Source organism: Nostoc sp. (assembly GCF_036917775.1).
In the GTDB taxonomy this organism is placed as follows: domain Bacteria; phylum Cyanobacteriota; class Cyanobacteriia; order Cyanobacteriales; family Nostocaceae; genus Nostoc.
Map to the genome: position 1 here is coordinate 1 of NZ_JBALEQ010000086.1, position 18082 is coordinate 18082.

The following is an 18082-nucleotide window of genomic DNA, read 5'->3' on the forward strand; positions in this document are numbered from 1 at the left end:
GTTGATAGTGTTAATCACATCCTCTCTATTCGTTGTGCTTATCTTAATGGTTTACTTGCTATTTGAGTGTTTCTGCCAAAAGTGGATGCTCCCAGTTGATTCCCGTTCCGAAAAGCGTCCAACCAAAGCTGATTTTCGAGAATCTGGAGGATTTGAACAAGAAGCTGCTGTGATGTTGGGTTTGTATCGAGAAGATTACTACGATAAACAGACCACCCAAAAAGGCATTTTTGAAGTTTCAGTTTTGAAAAGTCGGTTTAGTAGTGAGACAACTGTTAATCTCTTGTTTGATGAACGATTTGGACAGTTTAAGAACTTAGCTAAATCTCAATATTAAATACAACAAGAGTTAACCTAAGCATTGTAACTGTTCATTTAAGAAGCACTCCAGCAACGGAATCAGGCAGAAAATATAACAATTAAAAAAGTACTATTGGTTTAGTCTAAATCCAAAAGGAGGAGAAGATTATGATAAAGATGAATTTCCTGACCATTGACAAAGTAAACAAAATCATTGAGCTTGCTAAGAACTAAATTTCCATTAAAATAAGGGTGAAAAAATTGAGTTACGATAATACTGCTAAGTACTTAGCTGAATTGTATCCAGCCGAGTTTGCCAAGTGGTTGCTACCAGATAAAACTACAGAAGTTACAGTACTTAAAACTGAACTTTCAATAGAGCCAATCCGCGCAGATTATGTCACATTTTTGCAAACAAGTAGTCGGATTTTGCATATTGAGTTTCAGACTCTCCCCAAATCTAATCCGCCAATTCCTTTGCGGGTATTAGACTATTACGTGAGATTGAAACGGCAATATAACACACCAGTAACCCAAGTCGTAATCTTCTTACAACAAAGTAGTGACCCTATTGCATTTACTGAAGAATACATAGATGAGTTCACAAGTCACCGTTATCAAGTTATACGGTTATGGGAACAAGATTCAGCTTTGTTTCTGGATAATCCAGCGTTACTACCTCTTGCGCCTTTAACTCGAACTGATTCCCCAGCAACTTTATTATCCCAAGTAGCTCAAAATATCGCTAAAATTCCAGATAGGGATGAAAGGCAGAACATTGCTGGATGTACAGAGATATTTGCAGGTTTAAGGTTTGAAAAAGATTTAATTCGTCAATTTTTACGGGAGGATATTATGCAGGAATCTGTTATCTATCAAGATATTTTGCAAAAAGGTAGTAAACAAGGTGAAGAACGTTTGATTCTTCGCCAATTAAATAGACGTTTTGGTGAGATTGATTCATCAAATATTGAAAGAGTTAGAGTCTTGTCTGTTGAACAATTGGAAACTTTAGGAGAAGCATTATTAGATTTTTCCTCCGTTGAGGATTTAATAGTTTGGTTAGACCAACAACCAAATAATTACTAATTTATAGTTCGTAATTCTTAACTATGAATTACGAACTACGAATTATGAATTACGAATTAGATTTATAATCTCTGCTCTACACCAACATTAACTAACTCTAATTTGCTCACACTTCATTAATGATTAGTTGATAAATACAAAAAAGCCGGAGGGGTATGGACGCAATCCTCGGCTTTCATGAATCAAAGAATATACGACTATGATTGTGTATTACATTCAATGTTTCCTGACTATTAGGGATAGGTCTTACTCTCCCAAAAGGATAAGTTTTATTTTATCAAAAGATAGAACTGAATTTTGATAGTAGAAATCGTGAATAAAATACAGAGTTTTTTAAAAAGTAATAAAAGGGATTACCGCCACAAGAAAGCAACGGAGTCCAATCAAAGCCACATCCATATCCAGCGATCGCAGCATTAGACGCATACATTCAATTACTGGAGTTTTAAAACCCATGAAAGCGCTATCCGTTCGCCAACCCTGGGCATGGGCAATCATTCACTCCACCAAAAACATAGAAAACCGAGGCTGGCCCATTCATTATCGCGGCGACATTCTGATCCACGCCGCCAAAACCTGTACCAAGAAAGAGTACCAGCTAGCGAGAGAATTTTGCCAAGGGATGGGGGTAGTAATCCCAGAGTTAATCTCTCTCCGTCGCGGTCAAGTCATCGGTATAGTCACAATAGTGGATTGCAAGTTTTCACAAGTTGCATCTGGCTGGAGAATGCCCATGCAATACCACTGGAAGCTAGAGAATCCACGCGAGATTACACCAATTCCTTACATTGGGCGATTGGGGATATTTGAAGTGCCAGATGAACTGGTCAGGAGTGCGATCGCCTTATGAAATCTGTCCTCTCGCTTTTCTCCGGCATCGGCGGACTCTGCCACCACGGAATATCAGCCGCAGGTCTATCTTACAAATTCCAAGTCCAGCAATTTGTCGAAATCTCCCCTTATTCTCAATCACAACTGCGCCATGAACAACCAGGAATTCCAATCCACGCAGATATTACCAACTACCAAGAATCAATTCGCAATTCGCAATTATTAACTAGGAGTAAAAGAAATGAATCAAAAAATTAGTATTGCTGATAGAACGAAAGCTTTGGCAATAAGAATAGTTAAAGCTTGTACTTTTTTAGATGAAAAACCCGGAGTTTGTCGAACATTATCAAAACAGTTACTCCGAAGTGGTACTTCTATAGGTGCAAACGTTAAAGAAGCTCAATCTGCCCAATCTGATAAAGATTTTCTGAGCAAATTAGAAATTGCGCTTAAAGAAGAAAGAGAGACTGAATATTGGTTAGAAATATTAATCGAGGCAGAATTGGTTGATAAAAACAAGTTTGAATCCTTACTTCAAGAAACTAGAGAAATTGGAAAAATCTTAGTTGCATCTACTCGAAAAGTTAAAGAGAAAATCAAGCAATGAAATTAATTGCGAATTGCGAATTGCGAATTGCGAATTGGTTTGACCCCCTGGGCAGACCAAATTGGAAATCAGATTACGCAAGTACGGCTCTCTCATGAAGACCGAAGCTATCAACCCGGCATTCGTGAGGTGGCTTTTGGGATTCCCGTTGGAGTAGCCAAGGGAATCAAGGGTAATTATGATGCCCGTCGCACTTATGGTTTGAGTTGTTCTCCAAGGCAAGCTGCGATCGCTTGGAAACGGATTGATTATTTGTGCAGTCTAAAGTCCAGTCAGGAGGGACAACAGCACGGAATTTATCAGGCGTAAGAATGGTTTGTGAGAAAATTGTTCCAGCTATTGTCAAACCGAGTGTAGCTCTTTACCACACGTTCAGTGGACTACAAGCAAGTTGACCAAAAACGGGCGTTGCTGAACTCAAGTATGAAATTTAAAAATTCGCTTTTTCTTTCCTCTTACTCTGCTGTGAATCTTACGAGTGAGAAATTATTATTTTCGTCACGCTCCCCTAAGACTTCTTCCGTGTAAGGGTTCACAAAGGCAGTCAATGTCCGCTCATCTGAAGTTGTTAACATCACTTCTGCACTGCGATCTACGCTTTGTGAATACCTAATAAAAAATCGCTGTTCAAAATTGGTAATAGTGATATAGTTACTCCAATCGGTTCTGATGAGGAGCAGCCAATGGCTAAACGCCACGCTACACTATCGGACGCAAGGGGGAAAGTCCGGTGAAAATCCGGCGCTGTCCCGCAACTGTGAACCAACATTAGGTGAGTCAGGATGCCCGCCGGTTAGAATCAATTCGTTTACATAAATCTGCGAGGTACAGATTATGAAAAGAAAAAAACAGGCGTTAGTCAGTCTAACCCTGATGGCAATTATCAGTTTTTATCTAGTAGTTGGTTTACCCAAACCCGCCTACGCCATGCACATTATGGAAGGTTTTTTACCTGTGCAGTGGGCAGTTTTTTGGTGGATTGTAGCATCACCATTTTTTCTACTAGGATTGCGTAGTCTGACTCGCATTACCCAAGCTAACCCGGAACTGAAACTACTGCTGGGCTTGGCTGGTGCTTTTACTTTCGTGCTGTCAGCGTTAAAAATCCCTTCCGTCACAGGTAGCTGTTCTCACCCAACAGGGACGGGATTAGGTGCGGTGCTTTTTGGCCCCCTTACTATGTCAGTTTTGGGTAGCTTAGTATTGTTGTTTCAAGCTTTGTTACTGGCGCATGGTGGCTTGACGACGCTGGGGGCAAATGCTTTTTCGATGGCGATCGCAGGGCCATTTGCAGCTTACTGGATATATAATCTGACAATAAAGTTGGGTGGTAAACAAAAAATCGCCATATTTCTAGCAGCTGCGATCGCAGATTTACTCACCTACATTATCACTTCCATCCAACTCGCCCTAGCTTTCCCTGCACCTGTTGGCGGATTTATCGCTTCATTTGCCAAATTCGCCGGAATTTTTGCTATAACTCAAGTCCCCTTAGCAATTAGTGAAGGATTGCTAACTGTATTGGTATGGAACTGGCTGCAATCTTATAATCCTCAAGAATTAGAATTGTTGAAATTAATCAAACGGGAACCCCAAGGAAATGAGTCAATCTAAAAAAGGGTTGAGTAACTGGCTGTTGGTAGTAGCTGTATTAGCTTTAGCAGTTGCACCGTTAATATTTGTGCATGGTGGCGAATTTGTCGGTTCCGATGACAAAGCAGAAAAAGCAATTACTGAAATACAACCTGGATATAAACCCTGGTTTAAATCATTTTTTGAACCCGCTAGTAGTGAAATAGAAAGTTTATTATTTGCTTCGCAAGCAGCTTTAGGTGCAGGAGTAGTCGGTTATGCAATTGGGTTGTATAAAGGACGTTCCCAACAACAAAAACGGGAAGAATGAGCCTGCAACTAGATACTTTAGCTTATACCAATCGACTGCGAAGATTGCCACCAGAACATAAACTAATTTTTGCATTTACTACTCTTGCTATTTCCCTTGCTACCCATCCACTAGTGCAAATTTTAATAGCGCTTTGGATGGGTGTTTGGACAGTTATTTATGCAAGGATTCCGGCTGGTGTTTATTTTCGTTTGTTAATGTTCACCATAGTTTTTTGTTTAACAAGTTTACCAGCGCTGATGGTGAATGGAGTTGCAATTACTGATTTACAAAGTGTAAAATTAGATTCATGGTATGGACTAACTCTCGGACACTTCTATATTTATATCAGCCATAGTGGAACTATCCAAGCATTGGGAATTTTAACCAGAGCTTTAGCCTCTGTTTCTTGCCTATATTTTCTCATGCTAACTGTCCCTTTTACTGAAATTTTACAAACTCTGCGTTACTTAAAATTTCCAGTGCTTTTAACCGATTTATTATTATTAATGTATCGGTTTATTTTCATTCTGCTGAACACAGCCAATGAATTGTGGACAGCACAAAATTCCCGTGGTGGCTACCGTACTTGGAGAAGTGGGATGAAAAGTTTAGCACTACTAATCGGACAACTATTACAGCGAACCTTACAAAAATATAGTCAGTTCTCTCTCGGATTACAAGCACGGGGTTTTGTGAGTGAATTTCGAGTTTGGCATCCTCGTCGCTATCGTCCCCAAGCACGATATATCATCGAAGCCATTTGCGGCTGCATAGGATTAATAGGATTAGAGTTTTGGCGAAATGCAGGAATATTTACTCGAATTTGAGCAGGTATATTACACCTATACTGGCGCACAGCAATCAGCTTTGAATGGTCTAACACTGAAAATTCCATCTGGCAAAAGGTGTGCATTAATTGGTCAGAATGGTTGTGGTAAAACGACACTATTCTTGTTAGCCAACGGTCTATATAAACCTGATTCTGGCACTGTAAGTTGGCGTGGTGAACCGTTAAGTTATAATCGGAATTATCTGAGTAATTTAAGGCAGAAAGTTGGACTAGTATTTCAAGACCCAGAACAACAATTAGTAGCTTCCACTGTTGAGGAAGATATATCTTACGGTTTGTGCAATTTAGGTTTACCAGAACCAGAAATTAAAGATCGAGTAGAACAAGCATTAGTTGAATTTGAATTGACTACTTTAGCAGAAAGACCAGTACATCATCTGAGTTTAGGACAAAAAAAGCGAGTTTCTATAGCCGATGTGATGGTGCTGCAACCGGAACTGTTGGTGTTGGATGAGCCAACTGCATATTTAGATATAAAACATACTCGCAACTTGATAGCAACTTTGAAAAAAATTCATCAAGATGGAACCACTTTGTTGATGGCAACCCATGATTTGGATTTAGTCTATCGGTGGGCAGATTGGGTTTTTGTCATAGATCAAGGACAGCTGATGCTAGAAGGTAAACCACCAGATGTATTTAGCCAGCGTACACTTTTATCAGAGTTAGAGTTGGGCGTACCATTGATATATGAGATATTATTTGATGGGCTATCTGCTGAGGAAGGAGTAGTTATAGAACGAGTGCGACAAAGGATATTAGAGCGATTTCGTAATTTTTCCTGATTATACTGTTAGTCGCTTCTTCTAGAGTAGCAATATTTATTCTCCGTAATTTAAAATAAGTCTTGGTTATGTCCACCAAGACTTCGGATATATTTATTCAACTTAAAACCTGAAGCCAACTTTTTATGCCAAATTGCTGAAATAGATTGCCCAAAGAGTTCCTGTTACTCCCACAGCAATTAAAAGGTTAGTGAAAAACTTGCCTAATTCAGTTTCTTCTCCCAGTACTTTATCATCTTGACCTGCACTGAAAAATAATGACCAGGCTTGGTTAACGTTAATTGTTTCAAAGTTGTTGAAATCGGGGCGAAAAACAACGGGGCCAATTAAATCTTTTTTAGGGAAATCAAAATCAGTTTTCATAGCTATCCTCTGGTGATTTTCTATCGGTTAATTGAGTGAAATTCTTAAATATTCAGATTTAGTTATAGGTTTGTCAGCCATCCAATCAAGCCGTGTCCTGTGACAACTTCTACAGCTATGAGTGAGACAAAACCAATCATCGCCAAACGCCCATTGAGTTTCTCGGCGTACTCGGTAAAACCTGCTCTTGGGGTTTTATCTACATAAACCTTTGGTTCAATTGCAAAGTTGTTGAGTTGACCGAGTTCGTTCATGGTAAAGCCTTTGCTTGTCCAATACCTCTGCCAATCTACGAGGGTTCAACACCAGTGGAAACGGGATGAATACGTCCTAAAGCAGTAAGCTTGGCAAAAATCTGGGTTAATAAAATAGGCTCAGGGATTTCGGGAAGCATTTTTAACATTTCACGAACATATCGAAAACCACGATGGTAAGCCTTAAGGTCAATAATGCCGGAACCGGGATTGAGTTGCTGGAAATCAGCGAGAAGATAGTGGGATAAATTGACCATGAAAAATGCTAAATTAGCAGAATTAGCCACAGCAGTTTGGCTCAGATTCATAAAATCTTCCAATCCCCAAAATTGCTTGGCATCACGGAAGTTAAACTCAATTTGGAAGCGCAGTCTGTAGTAGTCGATTATCTTTTCGTATGACAAATTTAGGTCGCTAGAAAATAGGATTATATGACTACGAGCATTAGTTTTAAGATTGATTTTGACCAAAATAACTATATTCAGTGCTTGGGCAAATTCCTTGTGAAGGAGAGTGCATTGATAAACATCAGTTTGGACTTCATCCTCCATACTACTTTTACATAAATACTTATCAGGTATGTTACAGTAGTCAATTTTATCGCCGTATTTACGACGAGAGCGCTTATTGGAGTCAGGATGTTGATAAGGTATATATAATGCTGAATCGTGGCGCAACTTAGAAATTATGTGCAAGTTAACAAGACGTGCCATCTGCAAAGCATTATTGTTCCCAAAATGACCATCTAATACTAAGTATGTCAGAGGGATAAAGTTAGCTATTAACAAGACTTGCTCATTAATCATCTTCTTAATTCTTAGCAATTCAGATGTGAGAATAACCTCTGTTTTATTCTTGTTTTTACTCCCTTTTGGTCTTCCACTCTTACGTTTCTCTAATGGTTTTATTTCTAGGCTTGATGACAGGCTACTTTTTTCTACATCGCTCTTGATTACCTGTTCTATCCGAATCGGGAACGAGTGCCTTTGTTCAACACTTACTAATGATAATGTAAAGAAAGATAGCCCTAATATTGGTTTACTTGCTAGGCTGGAAAAGAATCTATCCAACCCATAAGTCTTTTTACCTGATTTACTCACTACAACTTCATCTCCTGCAAGCAAATATACCTCATTCGCACGGAATAAATGCTTGCGGAAAAATAGCCAAAACAACGTTGCCCAAGGGATTACTGTATGAAAGAATCTCAACATCGTCCGATAACTACCACCAGTGCCTGCCCAACGAGAGATCCCCAACATTGTGACTCGTCCGCTCATCGCTAACATAGCCAGGATTATTTGGTTAAATTGCCGCATGGTTGTCGCGTTGATCTGCGGTAGCAGGCATTGTAACAGTGATAAGATATCGGGCATGGGCTGAACAGTAGTGTTTGAGTTGTCGTTGTCAGAGACAATAACTCTACTACGGCAGCCCTATCTCTTCAAAGTTTGCCATCGCACCCAAGCTTGGAAATTTATACAAAGACAATAATTCTACTACGGCAGCCCTATCTCTTCATCCTCTTATTTTGGCTAAGGTATTGTTGTCATGTCTTTTTTCCTTTACTTGCTTATGTAACCAAATATAACAATATGTAAATATTTTTTGCAACTACTTGACACGAATAAAAATGACGGTTATCCGTACTAAAAGAAATCGAAGATACCGTAACCTTCGCGTAGCGTCTCCGTTGTGGGAGAATCGCCTCTGACAATTTAAAGAACATGATTAGTAGGACTTTGGTCAGGTTTTTTAACCAATCCGATGTAGCCAGAGGGCTGTATACCTTGTGAATGTGTTGCTTCTATGACCGCAAGTTGGTTATTAGTAATACGCTCAATAAACTCAAGGCTGCACTAATGATAAACATAAACGTATATCCCGTAGCACTGGCGATCGCACCACTCAGAACTGAAGCAGCAATTCCGCCAATGTATACTACTGACACCTGAAATGTATAATCAGTAGCGGCTGTTGCTGGTTCGCATTTATCCATCATGGCACTTAGTAATGCAGTATATGCCATACTTTGGGCTGCATTGACTGTGATACTAACAGCATACAGTACAGGTAAACTACTGATACCAATTGCAGGTATGATATACAAAAGTGTCACCATGCTAGCGGCAAAGCCAAATAGAGCTAGGGAACGTAATCTTCCCAAGTGGGTAATCAAAACTCCTGCAATCAAAGCACTAACAATACGGACACTGTAGCTGACAATACCCAACATTAAGCCAATATCTGAGAGCGACAAGCCTCTATCAACAAAAAGTGGACGGAGCATTGTACCTGACATCATTTCGCCTCCCATATATAGCAATACTACGAAAAGCCAAGGTAATGCTTTGGGACGCGAGAGAAAGTTGATAAAAGGTTGAAAATAAGATTTAAAAAAGTTTGATTTCTGAGATTTCTTACTAACTTGTTCTTTATACAATATTACTGGAATTAAAGTTAGTAAAATTACAACTGACATAATTATCAAGCTATACCGCCAGCCGATTCTATCTAGTAAAATCAGCGCTCCACCTCCACCAATAATAGCGCCAAAAACATTTCCCCCAGCTTGAATAGCGTTTCCTAATCCTCTTTCTCGCGGTTCGAGTAAATTTACTGCTAACGCATCAGTTGCAATGTCTTGGCTGGCGGAGAATAAAAAAGCGAGAAACATACAAAAAACTAAGATAGTGAAATTCTCTTGAATATCAATAAATCCACATCCAAATGTTACAAGTGCTAACAAAAGTTGAAAACAGATAATCCAACCGCGATAATGTCCTAACTTTGGCAAACTGTAGCGGTCAATAAAAGGCGACCACAGAAATTTTAACGCTGAGGGAAGAATAAGAAAACTTAACAACCCTATAGCATCCAGCGACATATTTTGTTGTCGCATAAAAACAGGTACGGTTTGGATAAAAAAGGTTGTCGGAATGAATTGAGTAGTATAAAGTGCGGCGAGCAGGATTAATTTAGCAAGCATAGCAATATGCAGAGGATAACAAATCAAAAATAGCGACAGGAAAAATTATTTTTCACCATCGCTACAACAATTAAATTAGAAATTAGCTTTAACTTGCACGCCATAGGTCACGGGATCGCCAAATCCTGCGGTTCCATCCGGTACTGGGAATAAGTATCCAGAGGTGATGTAGCGAGTATCAAACAAGTTATTTGCATATAAATAAATGCCATATTTCTCAGCTTCATAACCAATGCGGGCATTAACTAAGGCATAAGGTTCTTGCTTGATTTGGTTCGCATCATCAAAATAAGTAATCCCATAACCACGCAATTCTGCACGAGCAAATAAGCCGGACTGACTGCGATATTGAGCAGCTAAATTATAGGTAAATTGTGGGGATAGGGGAACTTGATTATTGCTTAGGTCTACACCTGTATCAGAATTTAGGTAGTTTTTATATATACTATCTACATAACCAACTGATGCAGTTAAATCGAATCCCTTAGCTGGTTTGGCTTTCAGTTCAAATTCTACTCCTGTGGCTTTCAGGTCAACATTGCTAACTCTGCCAAAAAACCCACTCTCGTCATATTGCAAAACTTGATAGTTATTTACATCATTGTGAAAGACTGATAGGTTGGCAATTAAACGATCGCTCAACCAAGAAGATTTCAAACCGATTTCATAACTCCAGGTTTTTTCTTCTCCAAATCGCAGTTCTGCTTCGCTATTGGCGCGATAGTTTAATCCACCCGGTCTGTAACCTTTAGCAATAGTTACGTATCCCATTAAATTAGGATTGAATTGATATTTCAAACCGAAGCGGGGAATCAAGGCATTATTACTGACTTTTTCATTGTTAAATGCCGGACGCTGGGGAGTGAGAGTTCCGTCAGCGTTTACTAAATCATAAGTACTATCTGAAGATGCATCACTAGATTCGTAACGTAAACCAGCAAATACAGTTAATGGTTCTATAAGCTGATAATCTACTTGTCCAAATACTGCATATGTTTGACGATAATCGTCTCCAGTACGTCTAAATCTTCCAAATCCAGGAAAGTCGGTTTGAGCATCGCCAACGTTAAAGTCACGAGATTCGTAGTAACTACCTAACAACCATTGAAAACGCTTTGCCGTTTCCGGAGATTGGAAACGTAATTCCTGCGTCCATAATGTGGAGTCAATACCATCAATAATTTGTACTGCTCCTGTGCTTCCTGGAACAACGTTTTCTTGATGGGTAAAACGACGTGCCGTGATAGATGTGGCTCGGAAACCCTCGCCGTTGTAACCGATTTTTAAAGCTTGGGTATTTGTATCTAGCTTATTGTATCCTTCAGTTTGTAAATTAACCTCGAATGGGTCAGAAGGATTTAACTTGTTGTAGGTTGGATTACCATCATCTGTAAAGCTGTTATAGCTATTAAAAGATACTGTCCAATCCGGTGTAGGTGTCCACAGGAGTTGCGCTCTTGCAGCTAGGCGCGATCGCTCGCCTATTTCATTACCTGTGGCTAGGTTCTTAATAAATCCATCCTGTCCTCTGTAAGCTCCCGCAATTCTCAGTGATAGTTTATCGTCAACCAAAGCATCGTTGAGAGAGAATTGGAATTCGCGGCTGTTATATCTACCGTAACTTGCACTAATTCGTGTTTCTGGTTCTGGCGTTGCTTGTCTGGAAATGATATTGACGACCCCACCAGAACTATTTCGGCCGTATAGCGTACTTTGAGGGCCTCTTAGCACTTCTATTTGTTCTAGATCGAGTAAAGCCAAGTCTAGAAAGCCGTTATAGTCAATTGGAATATCATCGATGTAAAAGGCAACGCTATCCTGAGCGGTAAGGAAATTTTGATTGTTCAAACCCCGCAAACTATAATTACTAAACTCTGTACCACCGGAAGATGTGGGAAGAAAGTTAAAGTTGGGCGTTTGATTGGCAATATCAATCAAAGAATCGATTTGAGCATCTTCTATTTCCTGACGAGGGATTACCGTAACACTAATGGGTACATTCTGTGCATTTTCCGGTCGTTTTTGGGCGGTAACAGTTAGTTCAATATCTGGTTCATTAGGTTTTTGGCTATCGGCTGATGGTTGAGTTTCAGGTGTTGTTGGTGTCACCCCTAAAACTAAACCTTCATCGCTGTCAAATAGTTCTACTTTTGGAGCTTGTGTTGTCCCCACTATAGTAATTTGGATACTATTTGCATCCTGATTTGCCGCCAAGACTTCCGTAATTCCCGCAACTGGCGTTTCTTGACGGAAGGTATTACCACTTGCTAAACGCAGCTGTGCATTGGGAATATTTGCAATAAAGCTATTACCTTCTATTTTAGTTGTGGCTTGCAGCTTGTCAGATGCAGATGTTTCTAAAACAACTTCTAACCCACTAGCCGTCTGATTCAACTTTATCCCTGTTATTAGAATAGTAGACTGTTCTTGTTGAGCTAGCCACTCCTTGACACTTGTGTGAGTCAGCTTAATATCTGAAACTTGGGGAATTTGATCTTCTTTTGTGACAGCTAAAGCTTGTTGATTTATAAATATGGCAAGTATGATAGCTAGTCCTAAATTTCCCAGTAGATACAGTTTCCTCATTTAATCCTCACACCAAAAAAGTAATCTCAAATTGTCAATAAAAGTTGACAAAAATAAAGCTATTAGTAGCAAATTAACTAAAGCGTTTATGTACTAAATTGTTTGGCTTTGTGGTAAATGTGTCAAATGACAAACTGTCAAACTTCTAAATCGCGTTCTAGCTTGAAAATTACTGATTGATTAATTATTCTTATGGACGAAATCAGTTGATTGATATACTTTCAAAACTATTAGTCAACAAGCATTTAAGATTCATTTGACTTATTGTCAAATATCAAAATTCTTCTATAGCAAAATTAAAATATATAAGATTAATTATCAATAAATATGCTAGAAATAAACAGTATTATTTAATACTATAGTTCTTTTATACGTATCAAAGCTTGAAAACAGATTATAAACAACGCACTTAATCTCTGAAAGTTTTGCTGGACAAGGATATTGATCAAAAATAACCTAGATTTTGAACCACCTAAACCCTTGCTATTAAGGGATTATTATACTTTAGATGCGTTGGACTTGATACCTGATGAGAGTATATTTTTTAACTTCTAATTAATTGGAATAAAAAAAAATAAATAGCCAAAGCTAATATGTAGTACTTTATACTCGTTAAGATAAAGAGATTTTAGATTGACAATACTCTAAAATCTGTATTAGCTTAAGCCCTAGTACTTAATTTTTTTTTAAATAAAAATTTCAAGGCATTTCAAATTAATTGATGAAACTTAACCATAAAAATAAAAATAGGTAATACAAACTTTTTAAAGCTGAAAAAAGTGTATGAAATAATGCAGTAAAATAAAGTTGAAAATGCAGAATTTCTCCCAGCCAATTTGCGGAACTTAGTTGAGTATCTGAATAAAAAAGTAAAATCTTTACTTTATATGGCTGCTAGTAATAGATTCACATAGCTTGTTACGACTGCACAAAAAAACCTGAGCAATTTTCTGATAAATGTCGATGATGTATAACAGTGAAATAATAACGTTGGCAGATTTACCGCGCGTGCAAGCATCTCAATTTCCAGATGCTAGGGCATTAATATTCAAAGATAATTTACTTACTTATATACAATTAGATCAAAGAAGTAATCAAGTTGCAAATTCACTATTAACCCAAGGAATTCAACCAGGTGCGCGAGTAGCATTTTTAGCTAAAGATTTACTTAAGACGTATGAGATTTTATTTGCTTGTTGCAAAATAAAAGCTGTTTTTGTACCGATTAATTGGCGTTTAGCTGCTGCTGAAATAAGCTATATTCTCAGGGATGCTAATGTTGAAATTCTTTTTGTTGGGGCGGAATTTTATCAGTTAGTAGCATCGATTAGAAATGAGATTGACGGTGTTAAAACCATTATTGCCTTAGAAAAAATTGACGGCAATTGCCTGAGTTACGATACCTGGTCACAGGAACATAGTGACGCTCCACCAAATGTTGCTGTTGCAGCCAACGATGTAGCCGTACAAATGTATACTAGTGGCACTACTGGAAGACCTAAAGGTGTCCAGCTAGGACATTACAGTTTTTTTGCGATCGCTAAAGAATTTGCTCAACGAGGCGAAACCTGGATAAATTGGAATGCAACTGACAAGAGTTTGCTGACCTTATCTTTATTCCATATCGGTAGTTTATGGTGGGCGATTCGTGGTTTAGCAGCCGGAGCAGAAAATATTGTCTTAGAAAATTTTATCGGCGTTGAGGTTCTCGAAGCGATTGAAAAGTACCGCATCACTAAGACATTTATGGTTCCAGCCATGATTCAAGCTCTGTTGAACGAACCATTATGCCAAAAAACAGATTTTTCATCACTAGAATACATTATTTATGGGGGTTCTCCCATAGCTGAATCATCACTCAAAAGTGCGATCGCTACATTTGGTTGTAATTTTGTGCAGATATATGGAATGACGGAAACTGGCAATTGTGCTGTCTCTTTACCTGCACAAGCTCATACATCTACAAATAAAAACATCCTCAAAGCTGCGGGTAAACCCTTTCCTGGTGTATCGGTAGCCATCATCAACAGTGAAGGTAAAGAACTATCTTGCCCTCAAGTGGGTGAAGTTTGTATCAAATCTCCTGCAAATATGATTGGTTATTGGAAATTACCTGAAGCTACAGCAAAAACCTTAGTAGATGGCTGGATTCATACTGGTGATGCTGGTTACTTTGACGAAGAAGGTTACATTTACATTTGCGATCGCTTTAAAGACATGATTCTTTATGGTGGTGAAAATGTCTATCCAGCAGAAATTGAAAATATTTTATACGAACATCCAGCCATCAGAGAGGTAGCAGTCATTGGTGTTCCAGATGAAGATTTTGGAGAAGCAATCAAAGCGGTTGTGGTTTTAAAAATAGGAATGAAAGCAACCGCATTAGATATTATTAATTTTGTTCGGGGTAAAATTGCTGATTTTAAATTACCTAGAAGCGTTGAATTTACTGAATCTTTGCCCAGAACGCCTAGTGGTAAATTGCAAAAGGCCAAAATTCGGGAGAAATATTGGCAAGGCTATGAACGTCGTGTGAATTAAAGGGAGTATCCCAAATGTTTGGGTTTATTTTAAAACGCAGAGTCACGCTGAGGTTTACGCAGAGGAACACAGAGGAAGAAATGAGAAATGACAAATGAAAAATTCTAAAGTTCCGCTTTGGAAACCACTAACTGTACGCAACTTCTTACTTCTGTACATTGGTGAGACTGTTTCGCTTCTAGGCGATCAGTTTTACATTATTGCATTGCCTTGGTTAACAATACAGTTAACTAACTCTGGGATCACGTTAGGTACAGTGTTAATGAGTGCGGCGATTCCCCGTGCTGTTTTGATGCTATTTGGTGGTGTGGTGAGCGACCGCTTTTCACCACGATTAGTGATGTTGGTTTCCAATGCTTTACGTGGTTTACTAGTCGTTTTATTTGCAACCATCGTTGCGCTTAAAGTGATTCAACTATGGCATATTTACTTTTTTGCTGCGGGCTTCGGCATATTTGATGGCTTGTTTATACCTGCATCTAAATCAATTATCCCCAGTCTGGTTTCAAAAGAACAGTTAATAGCAAGTAATACTTTAAGTCAAGGAACTTCCCAACTGATTTTGCTCATTGGGCCGGCTTTGGGTGGTTTGCTCATTGCAACTACGGGGATTGAGGTAGCATTTGTAATTGATGGCATCACTTTCGCCATCACAACTATCACGCTTTTGCTCATGAAGGGAACAACAGCAAAAGCAACAGCATTGAATGGGGAATTAAATCAAAATTTTGCTTCAACTAAAAAAACTATGAATTTGATTGCTGGTATGCGTGAGGGATTTTACTACGCATGGCACAATCAGCCTCTGAGAATCTTTTTGCTGGTAATGGTAATCCTCAATTTTCTATTTATTGGGCCATTACAAGTTGGGATGACTTCACTAGCTCATAGTCGCTTCCCAGGTGGTGCAGTAGCTTTAGGAATATTGCAATCAGCTTGGGGTGGTGGTGGGTTAATTGGGACACTCACACCTCAATTTGTCAAAAATCTTCCCAACATCGGAGTTTTACTGCTGACTATTGCGAGTGTTCAAGGCTTTGGTTTGTTTTTACTTGGCTTTATTGGCAATATAGCACTAGCTAGTATCACAATTGCAGTGCTGGGATTTTGCAGTTGTATTTTTACTGTGGTAGGAATTACTTGGATTCAGAAACAAACCCAACCTGAAATGTTAGGAAGAGTTATGAGTTTGGGAATGTTTTCTGCTTTTGGTGTTGCTCCTGTTTCCTTTGCTTTAGCTGGTTTTTTAGTTAATTTAAATCTGACAATTATGTTTACTGTTGCAGGTAGTATCATGCTACTTACAAGTCTTTGTTTGGCAGCAAATTCATCAGTACGTAAGATTAGTTAACTATATAAATCCAGTTTGATTTATTAATTTTCCCGTGAAGCGAGTGAGAAAACTATGAAAGTTCAATATCAAGACAATCAGCGAATGGGAGTTGTTGTTTATGACTTTAATTACAAAACTGCTTCAGATGGAGATATTGAGGATCTTAAGCAACTGATATATGAATACAAAATTGTGGTACTCAAGGAGCAAGATTTATCACCTGATGAGTATTGCGATTTTGGGTATCGTCTTGGGGAGGTAGAAAAATACTATCAGCCAATGTATCACCATCCAGAAAGGGAAGAGATTTTTGTTTCCTCCAATGTTTCTGACAATGGTCAGCAAGTGGGAGTTCCCAAGACTGGGAAATTTTGGCACGCTGATTATGCATTTATGCCGAGGCCATTTGCATTTTCAATGGTATATCCTCAGATCCTTCCTAGTAAGGAGCGTGGCACTTACTTTATTAATATGTCTAAAGTATATCAAAGTTTACCAGATGACCTAAAATCCATTGCCAATCAGTCGAGTTGTTATCACAGTGTCAGACGTTTTTTTAAAATTCGTCCTGAAGATGTTTATCGTCCGATTTCGGAGATATTGGACGAGATTGAACGAGTCACACCTCCCGCAAAGCATCCAACGACTTTTACTCATCCTGTTACAGGAGAAACCATCCTCTACATTACCGAGGGGTTTACTTATCGCATAGATGATTTAGAGGGAAAACCGCAAGATATAAATATTCTCCAAACGTTATTGACTCATTCCGGTCAGTTAGACAAAAGTTTTAAATATCCATTAATCGAACACCATGAATTTGAATTAGGGGATGTGCGGATTTGGGATAATCGCTCTCTAGTACATTGCGCCCACTATGCTGCAAATTCGGAGCCAGCGATTACATTTCGATTGACCTTGCATGATAGCTATCCTTTTTATCAATTATAGTTTCAAAAATCTCACCTCCAACTCTTTACAACTTTGCGAATCATCAACTCCCAGCAAAATAGTCATTTAACTAAGGTAAAATATCATGTTGAAATTTCAAGATTCAAGTCAACAAAGCATCCAAGAAAATAGTATCCACTTCAATAATGATGACATCTTACTAACACAAGTCCTCAAACCTTATAAAGCTCATTGTCAGTATCTTAAATTTGCTGAAATAACTAAAGAGGGCGATCCTCAGCATGGGGGACGTGTAATCGGACGATGTGAATTCTCGATTTCAGAATCATGTTATATCGATGACACTGGTCATTTGAATTCAGTAGAGTTCAATATTTGCTACAACCAAATGATGTATTATGTCATAGCTAAATCTGTAAAAGAAAGACTGATGGCATCATTTCAGTCGTGGACTATGGCAGATTATTGGAATAAACAGCTACCGGATGTCTATATTGTGAATTTTGAAAGTTCCTTTCGACGTGCTATGCAGTCTTCTCAGTTTTGGGGTGAGATTGAGTTTACTAATATTCGGATTAAATCTGGGATGATGTATATAGTTACTAAATGTCGTTATTGGGATGATAAAGATGGTAATTGCAGTGGTAATGTAAAATTAGCTATTGTAAATTCTCCGCAATAGTTTAACTCTAATTAATCCATTTTTTCACGCTCTAGGCGCAGAGAAGAGAACGCAAATAAGAATATTGTTTTGCTT

The 18082-nt window shown here is 38.5% G+C and carries 20 protein-coding genes and 1 riboswitch; of the genes, 14 read left to right on the forward strand and 6 right to left on the reverse strand.

Annotated features, from left to right (window positions below; translation table 11 throughout):
* Both V7K69_RS16680 and V7K69_RS16685 read left to right on the forward strand, forming a co-directional pair.
* A partial coding sequence (locus tag V7K69_RS16680; RefSeq protein ID WP_335036209.1) for a DnaB-like helicase C-terminal domain-containing protein occupies window positions 1-337 on the forward strand: 337 nt, incomplete at its 5' end.
* A gap of 224 nt (window positions 338-561) precedes the next feature.
* Entirely contained in the window at window positions 562-1389 is an 828-nt protein-coding gene (locus V7K69_RS16685; protein ID WP_335036211.1) for an Rpn family recombination-promoting nuclease/putative transposase, read from the forward strand.
* Window positions 1390-1722: 333 nt separating this feature from the next.
* Here the strand turns inward: V7K69_RS16685 and V7K69_RS16690 are convergent, their stop codons facing one another.
* Window positions 1723-1845 (reverse strand): hypothetical protein, encoded by a 123-nt coding sequence (locus V7K69_RS16690; protein WP_335036213.1) that lies wholly within the window; start codon window positions 1843-1845, stop codon window positions 1723-1725.
* Here V7K69_RS16690 and V7K69_RS16695 point away from each other — a divergent pair.
* The 8 genes from V7K69_RS16695 (at window position 1844) to V7K69_RS16730 (ending at window position 6347) form a co-directional block, all read left to right on the forward strand.
* Window positions 1844-2239: an ASCH domain-containing protein gene (locus V7K69_RS16695; RefSeq protein ID WP_335036216.1), complete on the forward strand. Its 396-nt coding sequence runs from the start codon at window positions 1844-1846 to the stop codon at window positions 2237-2239. The two genes, V7K69_RS16690 and V7K69_RS16695, sit on opposite strands and share 2 nt — an antisense overlap.
* Entirely contained in the window at window positions 2236-2478 is a 243-nt protein-coding gene (locus V7K69_RS16700) for a hypothetical protein (RefSeq protein ID WP_335036218.1), read from the forward strand. The genes V7K69_RS16695 and V7K69_RS16700 overlap by 4 nt, the downstream gene beginning before the upstream one ends.
* Complete coding sequence (locus V7K69_RS16705) at window positions 2462-2827, forward strand: four helix bundle protein (protein ID WP_100902383.1); 366 nt, start codon at window positions 2462-2464, stop codon at window positions 2825-2827. Before V7K69_RS16700 ends, V7K69_RS16705 begins: the two co-directional genes overlap by 17 nt.
* Before the next feature lie 6 nt (window positions 2828-2833).
* Window positions 2834-3136 carry a hypothetical protein gene (locus V7K69_RS16710; protein ID WP_335036220.1) on the forward strand — a complete coding sequence of 101 codons (303 nt, stop codon included), beginning with the start codon at window positions 2834-2836 and terminating at the stop codon, window positions 3134-3136.
* Between the two features lie 335 nt (window positions 3137-3471).
* Window positions 3472-3635, forward strand: a riboswitch (cobalamin riboswitch).
* Between the two features lie 26 nt (window positions 3636-3661).
* Window positions 3662-4441, forward strand: coding sequence for an energy-coupling factor ABC transporter permease (locus V7K69_RS16715; protein WP_335036222.1), 780 nt, complete (start codon window positions 3662-3664; stop codon window positions 4439-4441).
* Window positions 4428-4730 (forward strand): energy-coupling factor ABC transporter substrate-binding protein, encoded by a 303-nt coding sequence (locus tag V7K69_RS16720; protein WP_335036224.1) that lies wholly within the window; start codon window positions 4428-4430, stop codon window positions 4728-4730. Before V7K69_RS16715 ends, V7K69_RS16720 begins: the two co-directional genes overlap by 14 nt.
* Window positions 4727-5539 (forward strand): cobalt ECF transporter T component CbiQ, encoded by an 813-nt coding sequence (gene cbiQ, locus V7K69_RS16725; RefSeq protein ID WP_335036226.1) that lies wholly within the window; start codon window positions 4727-4729, stop codon window positions 5537-5539. Before V7K69_RS16720 ends, cbiQ begins: the two co-directional genes overlap by 4 nt.
* On the forward strand, window positions 5514-6347 hold the full coding sequence (locus V7K69_RS16730; protein WP_335036228.1) for an energy-coupling factor ABC transporter ATP-binding protein: 834 nt from the start codon (window positions 5514-5516) through the stop codon (window positions 6345-6347). The genes cbiQ and V7K69_RS16730 overlap by 26 nt, the downstream gene beginning before the upstream one ends.
* A gap of 123 nt (window positions 6348-6470) precedes the next feature.
* Here the strand turns inward: V7K69_RS16730 and V7K69_RS16735 are convergent, their stop codons facing one another.
* The 5 genes from V7K69_RS16735 to V7K69_RS16755 form a co-directional block, all read right to left on the reverse strand.
* Window positions 6471-6710 carry a hypothetical protein gene (locus tag V7K69_RS16735; RefSeq protein WP_228676276.1) on the reverse strand — a complete coding sequence of 80 codons (240 nt, stop codon included), beginning with the start codon at window positions 6708-6710 and terminating at the stop codon, window positions 6471-6473.
* A 62-nt stretch (window positions 6711-6772) separates the two neighbouring features.
* Window positions 6773-6964, reverse strand: coding sequence for a high light inducible protein (locus tag V7K69_RS16740; RefSeq protein WP_335036235.1), 192 nt, complete (start codon window positions 6962-6964; stop codon window positions 6773-6775).
* A gap of 35 nt (window positions 6965-6999) precedes the next feature.
* Complete coding sequence (locus V7K69_RS16745) at window positions 7000-8340, reverse strand: transposase (RefSeq protein WP_335036237.1); 1341 nt, start codon at window positions 8338-8340, stop codon at window positions 7000-7002.
* 431 nt (window positions 8341-8771) lie between these two features.
* On the reverse strand, window positions 8772-9953 hold the full coding sequence (locus V7K69_RS16750; RefSeq protein ID WP_335036239.1) for an MFS transporter: 1182 nt from the start codon (window positions 9951-9953) through the stop codon (window positions 8772-8774).
* A gap of 75 nt (window positions 9954-10028) precedes the next feature.
* Window positions 10029-12539 carry a TonB-dependent receptor domain-containing protein gene (locus V7K69_RS16755; RefSeq protein ID WP_335036241.1) on the reverse strand — a complete coding sequence of 837 codons (2511 nt, stop codon included), beginning with the start codon at window positions 12537-12539 and terminating at the stop codon, window positions 10029-10031.
* 963 nt (window positions 12540-13502) lie between these two features.
* Here V7K69_RS16755 and V7K69_RS16760 point away from each other — a divergent pair.
* From V7K69_RS16760 to V7K69_RS16775, 4 genes are all read left to right on the forward strand, one after another.
* Entirely contained in the window at window positions 13503-15080 is a 1578-nt protein-coding gene (locus V7K69_RS16760; protein WP_335036243.1) for a long-chain-fatty-acid--CoA ligase, read from the forward strand.
* 94 nt (window positions 15081-15174) lie between these two features.
* Window positions 15175-16431 carry an MFS transporter gene (locus tag V7K69_RS16765; RefSeq protein WP_335036245.1) on the forward strand — a complete coding sequence of 419 codons (1257 nt, stop codon included), beginning with the start codon at window positions 15175-15177 and terminating at the stop codon, window positions 16429-16431.
* Between the two features lie 54 nt (window positions 16432-16485).
* On the forward strand, window positions 16486-17364 hold the full coding sequence (gene scoE / locus V7K69_RS16770; RefSeq protein ID WP_335036248.1) for a (3R)-3-[(carboxymethyl)amino]fatty acid oxygenase/decarboxylase: 879 nt from the start codon (window positions 16486-16488) through the stop codon (window positions 17362-17364).
* A gap of 85 nt (window positions 17365-17449) precedes the next feature.
* On the forward strand, window positions 17450-18007 hold the full coding sequence (locus V7K69_RS16775) for an FcoT family thioesterase (protein WP_335036250.1): 558 nt from the start codon (window positions 17450-17452) through the stop codon (window positions 18005-18007).
* The last annotated feature ends 75 nt before the right edge of the window (window positions 18008-18082 follow it).

What these genes read in the sequence shown, in the direction of transcription:
- V7K69_RS16695 (WP_335036216.1), top strand. Translation starts at nt 1,844, where the DNA reads ATGAAAGCGCTATCCGTTCGCCAACCCTGGGCATGGGCAATCATTCAC.
- V7K69_RS16690 (WP_335036213.1), bottom strand. Translation starts at nt 1,845, where the DNA reads ATGGGTTTTAAAACTCCAGTAATTGAATGTATGCGTCTAATGCTGCGA.
- V7K69_RS16700 (WP_335036218.1), top strand. Translation starts at nt 2,236, where the DNA reads ATGAAATCTGTCCTCTCGCTTTTCTCCGGCATCGGCGGACTCTGCCAC.
- V7K69_RS16705 (WP_100902383.1), top strand. Translation starts at nt 2,462, where the DNA reads ATGAATCAAAAAATTAGTATTGCTGATAGAACGAAAGCTTTGGCAATA.
- V7K69_RS16715 (WP_335036222.1), top strand. Translation starts at nt 3,662, where the DNA reads ATGAAAAGAAAAAAACAGGCGTTAGTCAGTCTAACCCTGATGGCAATT.
- V7K69_RS16720 (WP_335036224.1), top strand. Translation starts at nt 4,428, where the DNA reads ATGAGTCAATCTAAAAAAGGGTTGAGTAACTGGCTGTTGGTAGTAGCT.
- cbiQ (WP_335036226.1), top strand. Translation starts at nt 4,727, where the DNA reads ATGAGCCTGCAACTAGATACTTTAGCTTATACCAATCGACTGCGAAGA.
- V7K69_RS16730 (WP_335036228.1), top strand. Translation starts at nt 5,514, where the DNA reads ATGCAGGAATATTTACTCGAATTTGAGCAGGTATATTACACCTATACT.
- V7K69_RS16735 (WP_228676276.1), bottom strand. Translation starts at nt 6,710, where the DNA reads ATGAAAACTGATTTTGATTTCCCTAAAAAAGATTTAATTGGCCCCGTT.
- V7K69_RS16740 (WP_335036235.1), bottom strand. Translation starts at nt 6,964, where the DNA reads ATGAACGAACTCGGTCAACTCAACAACTTTGCAATTGAACCAAAGGTT.
- V7K69_RS16745 (WP_335036237.1), bottom strand. Translation starts at nt 8,340, where the DNA reads ATGCCCGATATCTTATCACTGTTACAATGCCTGCTACCGCAGATCAAC.
- V7K69_RS16750 (WP_335036239.1), bottom strand. Translation starts at nt 9,953, where the DNA reads ATGCTTGCTAAATTAATCCTGCTCGCCGCACTTTATACTACTCAATTC.
- V7K69_RS16755 (WP_335036241.1), bottom strand. Translation starts at nt 12,539, where the DNA reads ATGAGGAAACTGTATCTACTGGGAAATTTAGGACTAGCTATCATACTT.
- V7K69_RS16760 (WP_335036243.1), top strand. Translation starts at nt 13,503, where the DNA reads ATGATGTATAACAGTGAAATAATAACGTTGGCAGATTTACCGCGCGTG.
- V7K69_RS16765 (WP_335036245.1), top strand. Translation starts at nt 15,175, where the DNA reads ATGAAAAATTCTAAAGTTCCGCTTTGGAAACCACTAACTGTACGCAAC.
- scoE (WP_335036248.1), top strand. Translation starts at nt 16,486, where the DNA reads ATGAAAGTTCAATATCAAGACAATCAGCGAATGGGAGTTGTTGTTTAT.
- V7K69_RS16775 (WP_335036250.1), top strand. Translation starts at nt 17,450, where the DNA reads ATGTTGAAATTTCAAGATTCAAGTCAACAAAGCATCCAAGAAAATAGT.